We start from the raw sequence: 16131 nt of genomic DNA, 5'->3' as shown, positions 1-16131 counted from the left end.
CTCATCCGTCGGCGGCCGCGTCCGCCGCATTTGTCGCTATGAGGCGGGCACAAAGGGTGCCGCCCCCGACGGAGACTGGTGTGGCGGATGTGGCTTCGCGGCCGCGGAAGATCCGACCGCGACGACGGCGACGCCGGCCCGTCAATCGCAGCCGATAGTCTGTCCGGGTGAATCTGCCTGTTGTATTGATTGCCGACAAACTCGCCCAATCCACCGTGGCCGCGCTGGGAGACCAGGTCGAGGTGCGTTGGGTCGACGGCCCCGACCGCGAGAAGCTGTTGGCCGCGGTGGGCGAGGCCGACGCGCTGCTGGTGCGGTCGGCCACCACCGTCGACGCCGAGGTGCTGGCCGCGGCGCCCAAGCTGAAGATCGTCGCCCGCGCGGGTGTCGGGCTGGACAACGTCGACGTGGACGCCGCCACCGAGCGCGGCGTGCTGGTGGTCAACGCCCCGACGTCGAACATCCACAGCGCCGCCGAGCACGCGTTGGCGCTGCTGTTGTCCGCGGCGCGCGAGATCCCCGCCGCCGACGCGTCGCTGCGCGAGCACACCTGGAAGCGATCGTCCTTCTCGGGCACCGAGATCTTCGGCAAGACCGTCGGCGTCGTGGGCCTGGGCCGCATCGGCCAACTGGTGGCCCAGCGGCTCGCGGCCTTCGGCACGCACCTGATCGCCTACGACCCGTACGTGTCGCCGGCCCGCGCCGCACAGCTGGGCATCGAGTTGCTGCCCCTCGACGAGCTGCTGTCCCGCGCCGACTTCATCTCGGTGCACCTGCCGAAGACCGCCGAGACGGCCGGACTGATCGGCAAGGAGGCGCTGGCCAAGACCAAGCCCGGCGTCATCATCGTCAACGCTGCCCGCGGGGGCCTGGTGGACGAGGCGGCGCTGGCCGACGCGGTCCGCAGCGGTCACGTGCGCGCCGCCGGTCTTGACGTGTTCGCCAAGGAACCCTGCACCGACAGCCCGCTGTTCGAGCTGCCGCAGGTGGTGGTCACCCCGCACCTGGGCGCGTCCACCGCCGAGGCGCAGGATCGGGCCGGCACCGACGTCGCGGCGAGCGTGAAGCTGGCGCTGGCCGGCGAATTCGTGCCCGACGCCGTCAATGTCGGCGGTGGCGTGGTCAACGAGGAGGTGGCGCCCTGGCTGGAGTTGGTGCGCAAACTCGGGGTGCTGGTCGCCACCCTGTGCGAGGGGCCGCCGGTGTCGCTGTCGGTTCAGGTTTGCGGTGAGTTGAGCTCGGAAGACGTTGACATCCTCAAGCTTTCGGCTTTGCGCGGACTGTTCTCCGCGGTCACCGAGGGTCCGGTGACATTCGTCAACGCGCCCGCGCTGGCCGCCGAACGCGGCGTCACCGCCGAAATCACCACCGCCACCGAGAGCCCGAACTACCGCAGCGTCGTTGACGTGCGGGCGGTCGCGCCCGACGGTTCGTCCGTCAATGTCGCCGGTACGCTGGCCGGGCCGCAACAGGTGCAGAAGATCGTCCAGGTCAACGGCCGCCACTTCGACATGCGCGCCGAGGGCACCAACCTGGTGATCAACTATTTCGACCAGCCCGGGGCGCTGGGCAAGATCGGCACCCTGCTCGGTGCGGCCGGGGTCAACATCCACGCCGCGCAGCTGTCGGAAGACGTCGAAGGCCCCGCGGCGACGATCCTGCTGCGACTGAGCCGGGACGTGCCGGAGGACGTGCGGTCGGCCATCGCGGCCGCGGTGGGCGCGAACAAGCTTGAGGTGGTTGACCTGTCGTGAAGTGCGCCGACGACGATGCAGTGGGGGTACCGCCCGCTTGCGGGGGACGGAGCGATGAGGTGGGGGCACCACCCGCTCGCGGGGGAGAGCGGCGCCGATGAAGCTGGCTGTCATCGCCGGCGACGGGATCGGGCCCGAGGTCGTGGCCGAAGCGCTCAAGGTCCTCGACGTGGTCCTGCCGGGCGTCGAGAAGACCGATTACGACCTGGGTGCCCGGCGCTACCACGCGACCGGCGAGCTGTTGCCCGATACGGTGCTCGACGAGCTGCGCGGACACGACGCCATCCTGCTGGGCGCCATCGGTGATCCGTCGGTGCCCAGCGGCGTGCTGGAGCGAGGCCTGTTGCTACGCCTGCGCTTCGAGCTCGATCACCACGTCAACGTGCGGCCGGCGCGGTTGTACCCGGGGGTGAGCAGCCCGCTCGCCGGAAATCCGGCGATCGACTTCGTGGTGGTGCGGGAGGGGACCGAAGGCCCCTACACCGGCACCGGCGGCGCGATCCGGGTCGGAACCCCCAACGAGGTCGCCACCGAGGTGAGCCTGAACACCGCCTTCGGCGTGCGCCGCGTGGTGGTCGATGCGTTCGAGCGCGCGCGGCAACGCCGCAAACACCTGACCCTGGTGCACAAGACCAACGTGCTGACGTTCGCGGGCAAGCTGTGGTCGCGGATCGTCGCCGAGGTCGGCGACGGATACCCCGACGTGCAGGTGGCCTACCAACACGTCGACGCCGCAACCATCTTCCTGGTCACCGACCCGGGCCGCTTCGACGTGATCGTCACCGACAACCTGTTCGGCGACATCGTCACCGACCTGGCCGCAGCGGTGTGCGGCGGAATCGGCTTGGCGGCCAGCGGAAACATCGACGCCACCCGGACCAACCCCTCGATGTTCGAGCCCGTGCACGGCAGCGCGCCGGACATCGCCGGGAAGGGTGTCGCCGATCCCACGGCGGCGATCATGTCCGTGGCGCTGCTGCTCGCCCACCTGGGCCACGACGACGCGGCCGCCCGAGTGGACCAGGCCGTCGCGAGTCATCTGGCGTCACGTGGGAACGCACGGCTCGCCACCGGCGAAGTCGGCGAACGGATCGTCGCCGCGCTGTAGCCTCCAAGCCCGGCGGCAGCAGCCGGCCAGGGACCAACGGCGCTGCCAGGAGCGGGAATAGGCCGCACCACATCCACGCCGACGGATACTTGGCCGCGCTGATCAACGCGCCGAAGACCGGAGGTGCGGCCGCGGCCATCACCCGCTGGGTGGTGTTCTGAATGCCCAGCGCGCGCCCGCTCCAGAACGGTCCCGCGAATTCGGTGATGGCCGTGGCCTCAAGTCCGTTGTCGAGCGAGGCGATCACCGTGATCGCCACCATCAGCGGCGCCTGGAAGCGGGAATTGAGAAAGTCGGCCCAGGCCAACAGGAAAAGCGTCGCGCCCGCGCCGATAGCGATGATGCGGACCGGCCGCATTCGCGAACCAATTCGGTCCGACCAGCGACCGACCGCGATGCGGCCGAGCGCGCTGATCAACTGCGCGACGGTGACCAGGACACCGGCCGCGGCGACCGACCAATTCAGATTCCTGATCAGCCACACCAGCATGAACGTCACGGTGACCGTCTGCGGGACCATCATCAGACCCGCGACCGCGTGGATTCGCCACAGCACCAACGATCCCCGGTACGGGCTGGCGAGTTCCTGCTCGCTGGCCGCCTCCCGGGGTTTGCGCGGCGGGTCGACGATCGCGACGGCGCTCGCGACCGCCCCGACCGCGCAGGCCACCGCCGGAAACATCAGCCCCGCGCGCGGGCCGTGTTCCGCGAGCTCGGGAATCACCAAGGCGCCCAATGCGATCCCGAGGGGCTGCGCGGTCTGGCGGATCCCCATCGCCAACCCGCGCTGGTGTGGGGGAAACCAGGCCGACACCAGGCGGCCGCCGGCGGTGTTGCAGCTGGCCGCGGCCATCCCGCCGAGGAACAAGAACACACCGGTCAACACCATCGAATGGGCCGCGGCGGCGGCGTAGGCCGCCGCCGCGGTGAGCGCCGACCCCGCGGTCATCACCACGCGTTCGCCCACCCGGTCCAGCACATAGCCCCACAGCACCAGCGTGGCGACCATGCCCCAGCTCGGCATCGACGACAGCAGACCGGCCTCGTCGAGCGGGATCCCCCGCGTTGCCTGGTAGGAGGGAATCAGGAATGCCACGCCGTTGATGAACAGGAAGGAACTCGCCGTTGCCCCAAGCGAAACGACCATCATCGACCAGCGTGCGCGGGCGCCGAGTGCGCCGGTCGCGGTCGGGCCCCTCTGCATTCCCCATGCTTGCACAGTCGAAAGAAGGCGCTGGTGAGGTGACCAGCGCATGTCAACGCAAGCCCGGCTGAGCCGACCACCGGGGCCCGTCACTAGGCTCGGGCGAATGCGCCTTGGTCGAATCGCCAGCCCCGACGGTGTCGCGTTCGTCAGCGTCGAGGGCGAACCGGGCGATCCCGCCGGGATGATCGCCCGCGAGATCGCCGAGCACCCGTTCGGCACGCCCACCTTCACCGGCCGGTCCTGGCCGCTGGCCGACGTCCGGCTGCTGGCTCCCATACTCGCCGGCAAGGTGGTGTGCATCGGAAAGAACTACGCCGACCACATCGCCGAGATGGGCGGCATCACCGGCCCCGCGCCGGCCGATCCGGTGATATTCCTCAAGCCGAACACCGCCATCATCGGGCCCGACGCCGCGATCAAATTGCCCGCCAACGCATCACCGGTGCACTTCGAGGGGGAGCTGGCGGCGGTCATCGGCCGGCCGTGCAAGGACGTCCCGGCCGCACAGGCCGCCGAGAACATCCTGGGCTACACCATCGCCAACGACGTGTCCGCGCGCGACCAACAAAAGGCCGACGGGCAGTGGACGCGGGCCAAGGGCCACGACACCTTCTGTCCCGTCGGCCCGTGGATCGTCACTGGGGTGGATCCCTCGGATCTTCAACTGCGGACGGAGGTCAACGGCGAGGTCAAGCAGGACAGCCGCACGTCGCTGATGATTCACGACGTCCCCGCCATCATCGAATGGATCTCGGCCGTCATGACCCTGCTGCCCGGGGACCTCATCCTCACCGGAACACCGGCCGGCGTCGGCCCCATCGAGGACGGCGACACGGTTTCGGTGAGCATCGAGGGCATCGGCACCCTCACCAATCCCGTGGTCCGCAAGGGGAAGTCGTGACGTCCGCCACACCAGGGGCCACACCGGCGGGCACGGTCCGCGTCCGGTTCTGTCCGTCGCCGACCGGCACCCCCCACGTCGGGATGGTCCGCACAGCGCTGTTCAACTGGGCCTATGCCCGACACACCGGCGGCACCTTCGTCTTTCGCATCGAAGACACCGACTCGCAGCGCGACAGCGAGGAAAGCTATCTCGCGCTGCTCGACGCCCTGCGCTGGCTCGGCCTGGACTGGGACGAGGGCCCCGAGGTCGGCGGCCCATACGGTCCCTACCGGCAGTCACAGCGCAGGGAAATCTACAGCGACGTGGTTGCCGCGCTGCTCGAAGCGGGGGAGGCGTACTACGCCTTCTCGACACCCGAGGAGGTCGAGGCGCGCCATATCGCCGCCGGCCGCAACCCGAAACTGGGGTACGACAACTTCGATCGGCAGCTCACCGATTCTCAGCGCGCGGCCTTCCTGGCGGAAGGCCGCCAACCCGTGGTGCGCCTGCGGATGCCCGATGAGGACTTCGCGTGGGACGACCTGGTCCGCGGTACCACCACGTTCGCGGCGGGCAGCATGCCGGACTTCGCGCTGACCCGGGCGAACGGAGAACCGTTGTACACCTTGGTCAACCCGGTGGACGACGCGCTGATGAAGATCACCCACGTGCTGCGCGGCGAGGACCTGCTGCCGTCGACCCCGCGCCAGTTGGCGCTGTATCAGGCGCTGATCCGGATCGGCGTCGCCGAGAAGATCCCGCAGTTCGCCCACCTGCCAACGGTATTGGGGGAGGGAACCAAGAAGCTCTCCAAGCGCGACCCCCAGTCCAACCTGTTCGCACACCGTGATCGCGGCTTCATCCCCGAGGGGTTGCTGAATTACCTTGCGCTGCTGGGCTGGGCGATCGCCGACGACCACGACCTGTTCACGCTCGAGGAGATGGTGGCCGCGTTCGACGTCGTGGACGTCAATTCCAATCCGGCCCGCTTCGACCAAAAGAAGGCCGACGCGCTCAACGCCGAGCACATCCGCATGCTGGCCCCCACCGAGTTCACCCGGCGACTGCGAGAGTTCTTCGACACCCACGGCCACGACACCGGGCTGGACGACCACGCGTTCGGGGTGGCCGCCCACCTCGTGCAGACGCGCATCGTGGTGCTCGGCGACGCCTGGGACCTGCTGAAGTTCCTCAACGACGACGAGTACGCGATCGACCTGAAGGCGGCCGCCAAGGAGCTGGGCCCCGATTCGGGTGCGGTGCTCGACGCGGCGCTGCAGGCACTGGACGGCGTGCAGAAGTGGACCACAGATCGCATCGAAGAGGCCCTCAAGGCGGCCCTCATCGAGGGTCTGGCGCTCAAACCGCGCAAGGCGTTCGGGCCGATACGCGTGGCCGCCACCGGAACAACCATCAGCCCGCCCTTGTTCGAGTCACTGGAATTGCTGGGCCGCGACCGCAGCCTGCGGCGCCTCCGGGCCGCCCGCGAAACGGTCGCCTAGCAGGCGTGCGGCATCGGCGCCCGAGTCTTTGGTAGTCTGCACGTCGGTCGACAACGGCCGGCAGCGGCGACGTCCAACGGCATCACACCGTCCGCGGAATGCGCTCTGACCAGCCGTTTTAGACAGCCAATGGGGTATGGTGTAATTGGCAACACAGCTGATTCTGGTTCAGCCATTCTAGGTTCGAGTCCTGGTACCCCAGCAAGATCCCGCCTCATCGAGGCGGTGTCGGCGATTAGGTGGGCCTACCGCCGTGAGCTATGCTGACAGCTCGGATCGGTTCTGGCCCCGTCGTCTAGCGGCCTAGGACGCCGCCCTCTCACGGCGGTAGCGTGGGTTCGAATCCCATCGGGGCTACACATTCACCGGCCGGTCCTCAAGTATCTGGCGAGCAGACGCGCAGGCGGCGCTATTGCGCCGCCGGCGCGGTCGAGCCGCCCAGCGGCATCGGCGGCAGCCCCAGCTTGCGGTGGTCCCACGACCGCGAGCGTCGCGCGACGATGCGCACGCACACACGCTTGTTCATCATCTGCTCGACGAAGGGCTTCATCTCGTCGGTGTAGGGGCCCGTGTAGCGCTCGAACACGCTGACGCCGACGCGGTGGGAGACGTCGGGATCGTCGACGATCTCCGCGACGCCCTCGAAGGACACACCGCGCAGGGTGTCGTAGGTGTTGCCGTCCTCGATGAGGAAGCTCACCCGCGGGTCGCGTTTGAGGTTGACCGCCTTCTGCGACTTCGCCTTGGTCTCCAGCCAGATCTCACCGTCGACGACGGCGTACCACATCGCCGTCAGGTGTGGCTGGCCGTCGGGCCCGACGGTGGCCAGCGTGCCGGTGCGGCTCTTGACGACGAAGTCGACGATTTCGTCCTCCGACATGACGATGCTCGCGCGCTGATTGGTTCCCATCGCGTCAGTCTGACAGGTTGTAATCCGCGATTTGCTGCCGAGCCTGCCGTCGCGGCGCCGAGCCTGCGCTCAGGGCGCGCCGGCGACCAATTCGGGCGCCGAGGGCGCAGTCTCGGAGCGGGGCCACAGCCGCGCGGGCCCGGCGTCAGGGCTACAGCCGGCGTGTCAATGCCTCGGAGGCCGCCAGCAAGTCGGCCGCCCAGCGCCCCCCGGGGCGCCGGCCGATCCGGTCGATGGGCCCGGACACCGATATGGCGGCGATGACGGCGCCGCGGCCATCGCGCACCGGCGCCGAGACGCTGGCCACCCCCGGCTCGCGCTCGGCCACGCTCTGCGCCCAGCCCCGCCGGCGAACGTCGGCCAGCACCCGGTCGGTGAACATCGCCGACGGCAGCACGGCCTTTTGGGTGGCGGCATCGCTATACGCCAGGAGCACTTTGGCGCCCGACCCCGCCGTCATTGGCAGCCGCGCACCGACGGGCACGGTATCGCGAAGGCCGGCAGCCGGTTCCAGCGCGGCCACGCAGACCCGCGACGTGCCCTCGCGCCGGTAGAGCTGCACGCTCTCACCGGTGGTTTCGCGCAGCAGCGGCAAGACCCCGGACGCCGCCGCCAACAGCGGATCGCTCACGTGGGCCGCCAGTTCGGTGACCGCGGGCCCGAGGCGCCAGCGCCCCTCGTCGTCGCGCGCCAGCAGGCGATGAACTTCGAGGGCGGCGGCCAGCCGGTACGCGGTAGCCCTGGGCAATCCGCTTCGTTCGCACAGTTCGGCCAGTCCGCAGGGGGATTCGGCGATCGTGTGCAGCAATCCCACGGCTTTGTCCAGGACGCCGATGCCGCTATGCTGTCTCACAAGAAGATATTAGCGTCTCGCATAGTGAGACACCACCCGGAATGACGGAATTGAGGCAATTCGAGATGGGATCCGACATGGCCGGGCCGCGCACGCTGGCCGAAAAGGTCTGGGAGGACCACGTTGTGGCACGCGGGGGCGGATCCGATCAAGGAGGGGCTCCCGACCTGATCTACATCGATCTGCATCTGGTGCACGAGGTCACCAGCCCGCAGGCTTTCGACGGCCTGCGCCTGGCCGGCCGGCCGGTGCGGCGCCCCGACCTGACGCTGGCCACCGAAGACCACAACGTGCCCACCATCGACATCGACAAGCCGATCGCGGACCCGGTGTCGCGGGTCCAGGTCGAGACGTTGCGGCGGAACTGCGCCGAATTCGGTGTCCGGCTCTACCCGATGGGCAACATCGAGCAGGGCATCGTGCATGTCGTCGGACCGCAATTGGGCCTCACCCAGCCCGGCATGACGATCGTCTGTGGCGACAGCCACACCTCGACCCATGGCGCATTCGGCGCGCTGGCCATGGGGATCGGCACCTCCGAGGTGGAACACGTGCTGGCGACGCAGACCTTGTCACTGCGCCCGTTCAAGACGATGGCCGTCAACGTCGACGGGCGGTTGCCCGACGGCGTGACCGCCAAGGACATCATTTTGGCGTTGATCGCCAAGATCGGCACCGGCGGCGGGCAGGGTCACGTCATCGAATATCGGGGCGACGCCATCGAATCGCTGTCGATGGAGGGCCGGATGACGATCTGCAATATGAGCATCGAGGCCGGCGCGCGAGCGGGCATGATCGCCCCCGACGACACCACGTACGAATACCTGCGCGGCCGGCCGCACGCCCCGACGGGCGCACAGTGGGATGCGGCGATGGCGTACTGGCAGCGACTGCGGACCGACGACGGAGCCGAGTTCGACACCGAGGTCCATCTCGACGCCGGCGAGCTGAGCCCGTTCGTCACGTGGGGAACCAATCCCGGGCAGGGGGTGCCGCTTTCGGCCGCCGTTCCGGACCCCGAGCTGATGACCGACGACGGCCAGCGGCAGGCCGCCGAGAAAGCCTTGGCGTACATGGGGCTTCGGGCCGGGACCCCGATGCGCGACATCGCCGTCGACGCGGTGTTCGTCGGGTCGTGCACCAATGGCCGCATCGAGGACCTGCGCGCGGCGGCCGACGTGTTGCGGGGACGCACGATCGCCCCCGGCGTGCGGATGCTCGTCGTACCCGGTTCCATGCGGGTGCGCGCCCAGGCCGAGGCCGAAGGGCTGGGTGAGGTCTTCACCGCGGCCGGCGCCGAATGGCGGCAGGCCGGCTGCTCGATGTGCCTGGGCATGAACCCCGACCAGCTCGCGCCCGGCGAGCGGTGCGCCGCGACGTCCAACCGCAACTTCGAAGGGCGGCAGGGCAAAGGCGGCCGAACGCACCTGGTGTCGCCGGCCGTCGCGGCGGCGACGGCGGTTCGTGGAACGCTGTCCGCGCCGGCCGACTTGAACTCCAACTGAGCAGAATCGAGGACGGGCATGGAACCATTTCGCACCCACACCGGCATAGGCGTGCCGCTGCGGCGCTCCAACGTGGATACCGACCAGATCATTCCCGCGGTGTATTTGAAGCGGGTGACCCGGACCGGTTTTGAGGACGGCTTGTTCGCCACATGGCGCTCGGATCCCTCATTCGTGCTCAACCTCAGCCCGTTTGACCGCGGCTCAGTTCTGGTTGCCGGCCCCGATTTCGGCACCGGCTCGTCGCGCGAGCACGCCGTGTGGGCGCTCATGGACTACGGGTTCCGGGTGGTTATCTCGTCTCGGTTCGGCGACATCTTTCGCGGCAACGCCGGCAAGGCCGGGCTCCTGGCCGCCGAAGTCTCCCAAGACGGGGTGGAGCTGCTCTGGAAGCTCATCGAGCAGAGCCCGGGCCTGGAAATCACTGTCAATCTTCAAGATCGAAATATCACCGCCGCAACGACGGTGCTGCCGTTCAAGATTGACGACCACACGGCGTGGCGGCTGCTCGAAGGCCTCGACGATATAGGCCTTACGCTGCGGAAACTCGACGAGATCGAGGCATTTGAAGCGGCGCGTCCGGACTGGAAGCCGCGCACCTTGCCCGCCTCGTAATGGACCAATCCGGGCGGTAATTCGTCTCGATCACCTAACTAATCCGGGCCGATTTTCAAGGCTTGCCACCGGTCAAGGGAGGCAATCGGATTGCGAAAATTTTGGCCTATCCGCCGTGAAATTGCGCGTGGCTCTTGGAAATTTGCTGGGTGAGGGTTTACCGTGTCCACTAGTCGGTTCGCGAAAACGGGGACCACTAGCTTGGAGGGATTGGATGAACAAAGCAGAGCTCATTGACGTGCTCACACAGAAATTGGGCTCGGACCGTCGGCAGGCAACCGCCGCCGTCGAGAATGTCGTCGACACCATTGTGCGCGCGGTGCACAAGGGTGACAGCGTCACGATTACCGGGTTCGGTGTCTTCGAGCAGCGGCGGCGCGCGGCGCGCGTGGCCCGCAACCCGCGCACCGGCGAGACGGTGAAGGTGAAGCCGACATCCGTCCCGGCGTTCCGTCCGGGTGCCCAATTCAAAGCGGTTGTAGCTGGCGCACAGCGCCTCCCGGCGGAAGGACCCGCAGTGAAACGTGGTGTTGGCGCAGGTGCTGCCAAGAAGGTCGCCAAGAAGGCTCCGGCCAAGAAGGCTCCGGTCAAGAAGGCCGCGCCCGCCAAGAAGGCTCCGGCCAAGAAGGCTCCGGTCAAGAAGGCCGCGCCCGCCAAGAAGGCTCCGGCCAAGAAGGCTCCGGTCAAGAAGGCCGCGACCAAGGCCCCGGCCAAGAAGGCCGCGACCAAGGCGCCGGTCCGCAAGGCGGCCACCAAGGCCCCGGCCAAGAAGGCTCCCGCCAAGAAGGCGACCGCGCGTCGCGGCCGCAAGTAGGGCAGCGACCAGGCTTCACAGGCGAATACCCTTCGGGTGGCAGCGGTGCCCCCGAAGGGTATTCGCGTGCTAGGCGCGCACGTTCGCGGCCAGCGGGCCGCCGATGTGGTCGGCCGCGACCAGCCGGCCGCCCGACAACGACAGCACCCACGTGCTGCCCTTGTGGTTGCGTGACCTGTCGGGGCGCACGCCGTCGCGTCCGCACCACCACTCGATCAAGTCGGGAATCACCTTGCCCTGCGTACAGATCACCGGGGTGCCGTCCTGCTCGGCGATGCTCAGCACGCGCTGCCGGCCCCGTTTGCGATTCTTGGCGTACGCCTCCTCGGTCAACGTGATCTCGTTGTGCACGGTCACACCCAACTCCTGGGCGAGCGGTTGGACCGTCTGGTGGCAGCGGACCCGGTCGGCGGCGTAGACGTCGGAGGCGCCGAAGGCCAACAGCTGGGGAACCAGGGCCTCGGCCTGTGCGCGCCCTCGCTTGTCCAGCGGCCGTTCGGCGTCGTTGCCCTTGAAGCGTGCCTTCCGGCCGGCGGTTCCGTGCCGGACCACCAGGACGGTACGGGTGTCGGCGGGATGTTTTGCGAAGTGCCGCAACATCTTTTGATCCTGGGCATAGTTGAGCCGGCGCATCGCGTCCTGGACCGGCAGCCAGATGAGTTCGTCGACCTCTTTGCCGGGGGTGAACTCGCCGCCGCCGCTGCGCGCCGCCCAGTAGTAGACCTTCTTGACGCCCTGGTCGATCGAATAGGAGATCATGTCCAGTCGCCTGCCCAGCGTGGCTTGGTGTCCCGTCTCCTCCAGCACCTCGCGCACCGCGGCCACGGGCGCGGTCTCCCCGGGGTCGACCTTGCCCTTGGGCAGCGACCAGTCGTCGTAGCGGGGACGGTGGATTACCGCGATCTCGAGCGGCGGGTCGGCCGCATCGCCGGCACCCGGGCGCCACAGCACGGCCCCCGCGGCGTAGACGATCCGGCTTCCCGAACGCCGGGCGGACGATTTCTCGATTGGCACCTCAACTCCTGCACGTCAATTCAGCCGGGGCCGCACCATGGCGGACGCGCCGGGAAATCATCACTGGGGCGTTAAGGACTGCGGTGCCGCTCCATGAGTGAAACCTGGTGATCGCGAACCGTGTGGCCCTCCTGGGGCGAGGCGACCCACTGTCCATCCGGCCCGAGTTCCCAACAGCGCGTGGACGGGTCGAGGGCGGATTCGAACAAGTCGTTCAACTGGGCGGTGAGCTTAGGGTCCTTGACCTGGGCGAGCACTTCGACGCGCCGGTCGAGATTGCGGTGCATCATGTCGGCGCTGCCGATCCAGAACTCGTCGATGTTGCGGAAATGAATGATCCGCGAGTGTTCGAGGAATCGGCCGAGAATTGAGCGCACATAGATGTTTTCCGAGAAGCCTTCGGTTCCCGGGCGCAGCGCGCAGATCCCTCGCACGACCACCTCGACACGCACGCCGGCCTGCGAGGCGCGGTACAGCGCGTCGATCACCTGCTCGTCGACGAGGGCGTTCATCTTCAGGCGGATGCGTCCGTCGCCCCGCTCGCGGTGCGCGGCCACTTCCCGCTCGACGCGTTCGATGATGCCGGTGCGAATCCCGTACGGCGCCACCAAGAGGTTGCGGTAGGACAACTTCCGCGAATAGCCGGTCAGCGAATTGAATAGGTCGGTGAGGTCGGCGCCGATCTCCGGGGCCGCCGTCAGCAGTCCGACGTCCTCGTACAACCGTGCGGTCTTGCTGTTGTAGTTGCCGGTCCCGATATGGCAGTACCGCCGGATCGCCGAGCCTTCGCGCCGCACCACCAGGCAGGTCTTGCAGTGTGTCTTGAGGCCGACGAGCCCGTAGACGACGTGCACGCCCGCGCGTTCGAGTTCGCGTGCCCATTGAATGTTGGCCTGCTCGTCGAAGCGCGCCTTGATCTCGACGAGCGCCACCGCCTGCTTGCCGGCCTCGGCGGCCTGGATGAGCGCCCGCACGATGGGCGAGTCACCGGACGTGCGGTACAGCGTCTGCTTGATCGCCAGAACGTTGGGGTCGGCGGCCGCCTGCTCGATGAACCGTTGCACGCTGGTGGAAAACGAGTCGTACGGATGATGAACCAGGACATCGCCTTCGCGCAGCGTCGCAAAGATGCTTTTGGGAGTTTCCCGGTCGGCGAAGGCCGGGTGGGTGTCCGGGACGAACGCCCGGTCCTTGAGCGCCGGGCGGTCCAGGCCGTAGATCTGCCACAGGGAGGACAGGTCGAGCAGCCCGGGCACTTCGATGACGTCGCCGGGATGCACGTCGAGTTCGCGCAGCAGCAGCTCCAGCATGCTCTCGGTCATGTCGTCGGCGATCTCCAGCCGCACCGGCGGACCGAAACGCCTGCGCGCGAGTTCGCGTTCCAGGGCCTGCAGCAGGTCCTCGTCGCGGTCTTCCTCAACCTCCATGTCGGCGTTGCGGGTAATGCGGAACGCATGATGCTCGACGATCTCCATGCCCGGGAACAGCACGGGCAGGAAGGCTGCGATGAGCTCCTCCATCGGTAAGTACCGCACGACCGTTTGCCCCTCGGCGTCGTCGCCGGTGGCCGGGCCGCGGAGCTCGACGAAGCGATCCACGTTGTTGGGCACCTTGACTCGGGCGAAGTGCTGACCGCCGTCGTCGGGTTGGCGCACGGTCACGGCAAGGTTGAGGCTCAGGCCGCTGACGAACGGGAAGGGGTGGGCGGGGTCGACCGCGAGCGGTGTCAGGACCGGGAAGACCTGCTCCATGAAATAGGTCGACAGTTCCTCTTGCTCGCGGCCATCCAGGTCGGCCCACGTGACGATGTGGATGCCCTCCTCGGCGAGCGCCGGCCGCACCAAGTCGAGAAAGACCCGGGCGTGCCGGGTCGCGATGCGCTGAGTCTGTTCGCCGATCAGCGCCAGTTGCTCGCGCGGGGTCAGGCCGTCGGCCGAGCGGACCGACAGGCCCATCTCGTCGCGGCGCTTGAGGCCGGCGACGCGCACCATGTAGAACTCGTCGAGGTTGGAGGCGAAGATGGCGAGAAACTTGGCGCGCTCGAGAAGCGGCAGCGAATTGTCGTCGGCCAATGCCAGAACTCGTGCGTTGAAGTCAAGCCAGCTGAGTTCGCGGTTGAGGTAGCGGTCTTCGGGTAGCTGGTCGGTGTTCGCTGCCGGCGTTGCTGCGGGTGGCGCCGCCACGGCCGACTCGCCCGGAAGCCACACGTTCTCATCGGCCCGCGCCTGAGCTTCGATTTCTGTCACCCTGAGATCATGGCGTATGACCGGCTGGTGCTGCTAGCGCTCCGGGGACATCCATGCGCCGTTGGTACGCCGTTCATCCCTCGGAAAGGTTTGCTGGCGCGGGATCCCTAGTGCTGCGTGAGGGCGCGGGCGGTCGCCGGTCCGACCCCGAGTCGACGCGCGGCCGCGAGGTCGGCCGGAGTGTCGACGTCGCAGCGCAGCCCGGGCCACGTACCCGTCAGCTCGATCGCACCCGAACGGCGGTGCCGCGCCGCGGAATCCGGCCCGAATTGCGGATCGAGAGCGGTCCCGAACGCGCACAGCGCGGAGGTCCCCGTCGCCAGCCGGTCGGCGACGAAGCTGCGGCGGTGCTGGCGCGCCGCGGCGATCGCGCCGGCGAGCTCGTGGCTCTGCAGCGCGGGCAAATCTCCCTGCAGCACAACGAGATTCGTGTAGGACTCGGCGAGTGCCCGTTCGGCGACGGCGATCGCGTTGTTCAGCGGGTCGCGGTGGCCCTCGGGCGTCGGGTCGGTCAGCGCTTGCGATCGCCGCGGGCTTGATGGCGGCGACCCGCCGCGCCCGGCTGCGCCGCGCTTGCGATCGCCGCGGCGCCGCGTGAATGTAGACCCCGCCTGTTCTAGTGTGTATCGGCTACATGCCGCTGGGCATCCGGCGCGAGAACAGACTGGGGGTGGCGAATTGGCCGGCACATCGGGCGCCGTCGCGGTGATGGGCGCCGGCGCCTGGGGCACCGCGCTGGCCAAGGTGCTCGTCGACGCGATGGGACCCGAGGCGGAGGTGCGGTTGTGGGCCCGGCGACCCGATATCGCCGAGCAGATCAACACCACTCGCTACAACCCCGACTACCTGCCCGGCACGATGCTGCCACCGGGCGTTCGCGCCACCACCGACGCCGACGAGGCGCTGCGCGGCGTCACGACGGTCCTCCTCGGCGTGCCGGCCCAGACGCTGCGGGCCAACCTCGAGGGCTGGGCGCCGTCGTTGGCCGACGGTGCGACACTGGTGAGCCTGGCCAAGGGCATCGAGTTGGGCACCCTCATGCGGATGAGCCAGGTCATCGTCTCGGTGACCGGTGTGGACATGGATCAGGTCGCGGTGATCTCCGGACCCAACCTCGCCAGCGAGATCGCCCAATGCCAGCCCGCCGCCACCGTCATCGCCAGCGGTGACTCCGGACGCGCGGTCGCGCTGCAGCGCATGCTGAACAGCGGGTACTTCCGCCCGTACACCAACAGCGACGTCGTGGGAACCGAGATCGGCGGCGCGTGCAAGAACGTCATCGCGCTGGCGTGCGGGATGGCCGCCGGCGTGGGGCTCGGCGAAAACACCGCGGCCGCGATCATCACCCGCGGGCTGGCCGAGATCATGCGGCTGGGCATTGCGCTCGGCGCCAAGGGCGCGACGCTGGCCGGCCTGGCCGGCGTCGGCGACCTGGTTGCCACGTGCACGTCGCCGCACTCGCGCAACCGGTCCTTCGGGGAGAGCCTCGGCCGGGGCGTGACCATGGAGGCGGCCATGCGGGCCGGGGAGGGCCACATCGTCGAGGGCGTGACGTCCTGCGAGTCGGTGCTGGCCCTGGCGTCCAGTTACGACGTCGAGATGCCGCTCACCGACGCCGTGCACCGGGTGTGCCACAAGGGGCTGTCCGTCGACGAGGCGATGGCCCTGCTGCTGGGCCGCAGGACCAAGCCCGAATAGTCCGAAACCGCAGGTGACGGCC

12 protein-coding genes, 2 tRNA genes and 3 pseudogenes are annotated in these 16131 nt (G+C 68.4%); 11 read left to right on the top strand and 6 right to left on the bottom strand.

What is annotated here, in order from left to right; genetic code table 11:
• Nucleotides 1-167: 167 nt before the first annotated feature.
• From serA to BN971_RS19595, 3 genes and pseudogenes are all read left to right on the top strand, one after another.
• A complete protein-coding gene (gene serA, locus BN971_RS19600; protein ID WP_085180719.1) occupies nt 168-1754 on the top strand; it encodes a phosphoglycerate dehydrogenase in 1587 nt (528 codons plus the stop codon).
• Nucleotides 1751-1850: pseudogene (locus BN971_RS26760) on the top strand (hypothetical protein); the annotation flags it as partial. The gene serA and the pseudogene BN971_RS26760, both read left to right, overlap by 4 nt.
• A 1-nt stretch (nt 1851) precedes the next feature.
• Nucleotides 1852-2862 (top strand): 3-isopropylmalate dehydrogenase, encoded by a 1011-nt coding sequence (locus tag BN971_RS19595; protein WP_085180720.1) that lies wholly within the window; start codon nt 1852-1854, stop codon nt 2860-2862.
• Between the two features lie 133 nt (nt 2863-2995).
• Here BN971_RS19595 and BN971_RS19590 read toward each other — a convergent pair.
• Nucleotides 2996-4009, bottom strand: a pseudogene (locus BN971_RS19590) (MFS transporter); the annotation flags it as partial.
• Between the two features lie 163 nt (nt 4010-4172).
• On the opposite strand from BN971_RS19590, the gene BN971_RS19585 reads away from it, so the two are divergent.
• The 4 genes from BN971_RS19585 (at nt 4173) to BN971_RS19570 (ending at nt 6811) form a co-directional block, all read left to right on the top strand.
• Nucleotides 4173-4970 carry a fumarylacetoacetate hydrolase family protein gene (locus BN971_RS19585; protein ID WP_085180721.1) on the top strand — a complete coding sequence of 266 codons (798 nt, stop codon included), beginning with the start codon at nt 4173-4175 and terminating at the stop codon, nt 4968-4970.
• Complete coding sequence (gltX, locus tag BN971_RS19580; RefSeq protein WP_085180722.1) at nt 4967-6454, top strand: glutamate--tRNA ligase; 1488 nt, start codon at nt 4967-4969, stop codon at nt 6452-6454. Before BN971_RS19585 ends, gltX begins: the two co-directional genes overlap by 4 nt.
• 130 nt (nt 6455-6584) lie before the next feature.
• A tRNA-Gln gene (locus BN971_RS19575) sits at nt 6585-6656 on the top strand.
• Nucleotides 6657-6738: 82 nt separating this feature from the next.
• Nucleotides 6739-6811 (top strand) — tRNA-Glu (locus tag BN971_RS19570).
• Nucleotides 6812-6863: 52 nt separating this feature from the next.
• On the opposite strand, the gene BN971_RS19565 is transcribed toward BN971_RS19570, so the two are convergent.
• Nucleotides 6864-7364 (bottom strand): pyridoxamine 5'-phosphate oxidase family protein, encoded by a 501-nt coding sequence (locus tag BN971_RS19565; protein WP_085180723.1) that lies wholly within the window; start codon nt 7362-7364, stop codon nt 6864-6866.
• Between the two features lie 151 nt (nt 7365-7515).
• A complete protein-coding gene (locus BN971_RS19560) occupies nt 7516-8217 on the bottom strand; it encodes an IclR family transcriptional regulator (protein ID WP_085180724.1) in 702 nt (233 codons plus the stop codon).
• Nucleotides 8218-8282: 65 nt separating this feature from the next.
• Here BN971_RS19560 and leuC point away from each other — a divergent pair, with 65 nt between their 5' ends.
• The 3 genes from leuC (at nt 8283) to BN971_RS19545 (ending at nt 11151) form a co-directional block, all read left to right on the top strand.
• On the top strand, nt 8283-9722 hold the full coding sequence (gene leuC / locus BN971_RS19555) for a 3-isopropylmalate dehydratase large subunit (RefSeq protein ID WP_085180867.1): 1440 nt from the start codon (nt 8283-8285) through the stop codon (nt 9720-9722).
• Nucleotides 9723-9740: 18 nt separating this feature from the next.
• Complete coding sequence (gene leuD / locus BN971_RS19550) at nt 9741-10337, top strand: 3-isopropylmalate dehydratase small subunit (protein ID WP_085180725.1); 597 nt, start codon at nt 9741-9743, stop codon at nt 10335-10337.
• Nucleotides 10338-10551: 214 nt separating this feature from the next.
• A complete protein-coding gene (locus BN971_RS19545) occupies nt 10552-11151 on the top strand; it encodes an HU family DNA-binding protein (protein WP_090350464.1) in 600 nt (199 codons plus the stop codon).
• 69 nt (nt 11152-11220) lie between these two features.
• Here the strand turns inward: BN971_RS19545 and mutT1 are convergent, their stop codons facing one another.
• From mutT1 to cofC, 3 genes and pseudogenes are all read right to left on the bottom strand, one after another.
• On the bottom strand, nt 11221-12165 hold the full coding sequence (gene mutT1, locus BN971_RS19540; protein ID WP_085180727.1) for an 8-oxo-(d)GTP phosphatase MutT1: 945 nt from the start codon (nt 12163-12165) through the stop codon (nt 11221-11223).
• Nucleotides 12166-12236: 71 nt separating this feature from the next.
• On the bottom strand, nt 12237-14429 hold the full coding sequence (locus BN971_RS19535; protein ID WP_085180728.1) for an RNA degradosome polyphosphate kinase: 2193 nt from the start codon (nt 14427-14429) through the stop codon (nt 12237-12239).
• An 89-nt stretch (nt 14430-14518) separates the two neighbouring features.
• Nucleotides 14519-14935, bottom strand: a pseudogene (gene cofC, locus BN971_RS19530) (2-phospho-L-lactate guanylyltransferase); the annotation flags it as partial.
• Nucleotides 14936-15119: 184 nt separating this feature from the next.
• Here cofC and BN971_RS19525 point away from each other — a divergent pair.
• Nucleotides 15120-16109 (top strand): NAD(P)H-dependent glycerol-3-phosphate dehydrogenase, encoded by a 990-nt coding sequence (locus BN971_RS19525; protein WP_085180730.1) that lies wholly within the window; start codon nt 15120-15122, stop codon nt 16107-16109.
• Nucleotides 16110-16131 lie beyond the last annotated feature (22 nt).

The organism is Mycobacterium bohemicum DSM 44277 (assembly GCF_001053185.1).
GTDB lineage: Bacteria > Actinomycetota > Actinomycetes > Mycobacteriales > Mycobacteriaceae > Mycobacterium > Mycobacterium bohemicum.
Note: the sequence above shows the minus strand (reverse complement) of the source record. Positions and strands in the feature narration are given on the sequence as shown.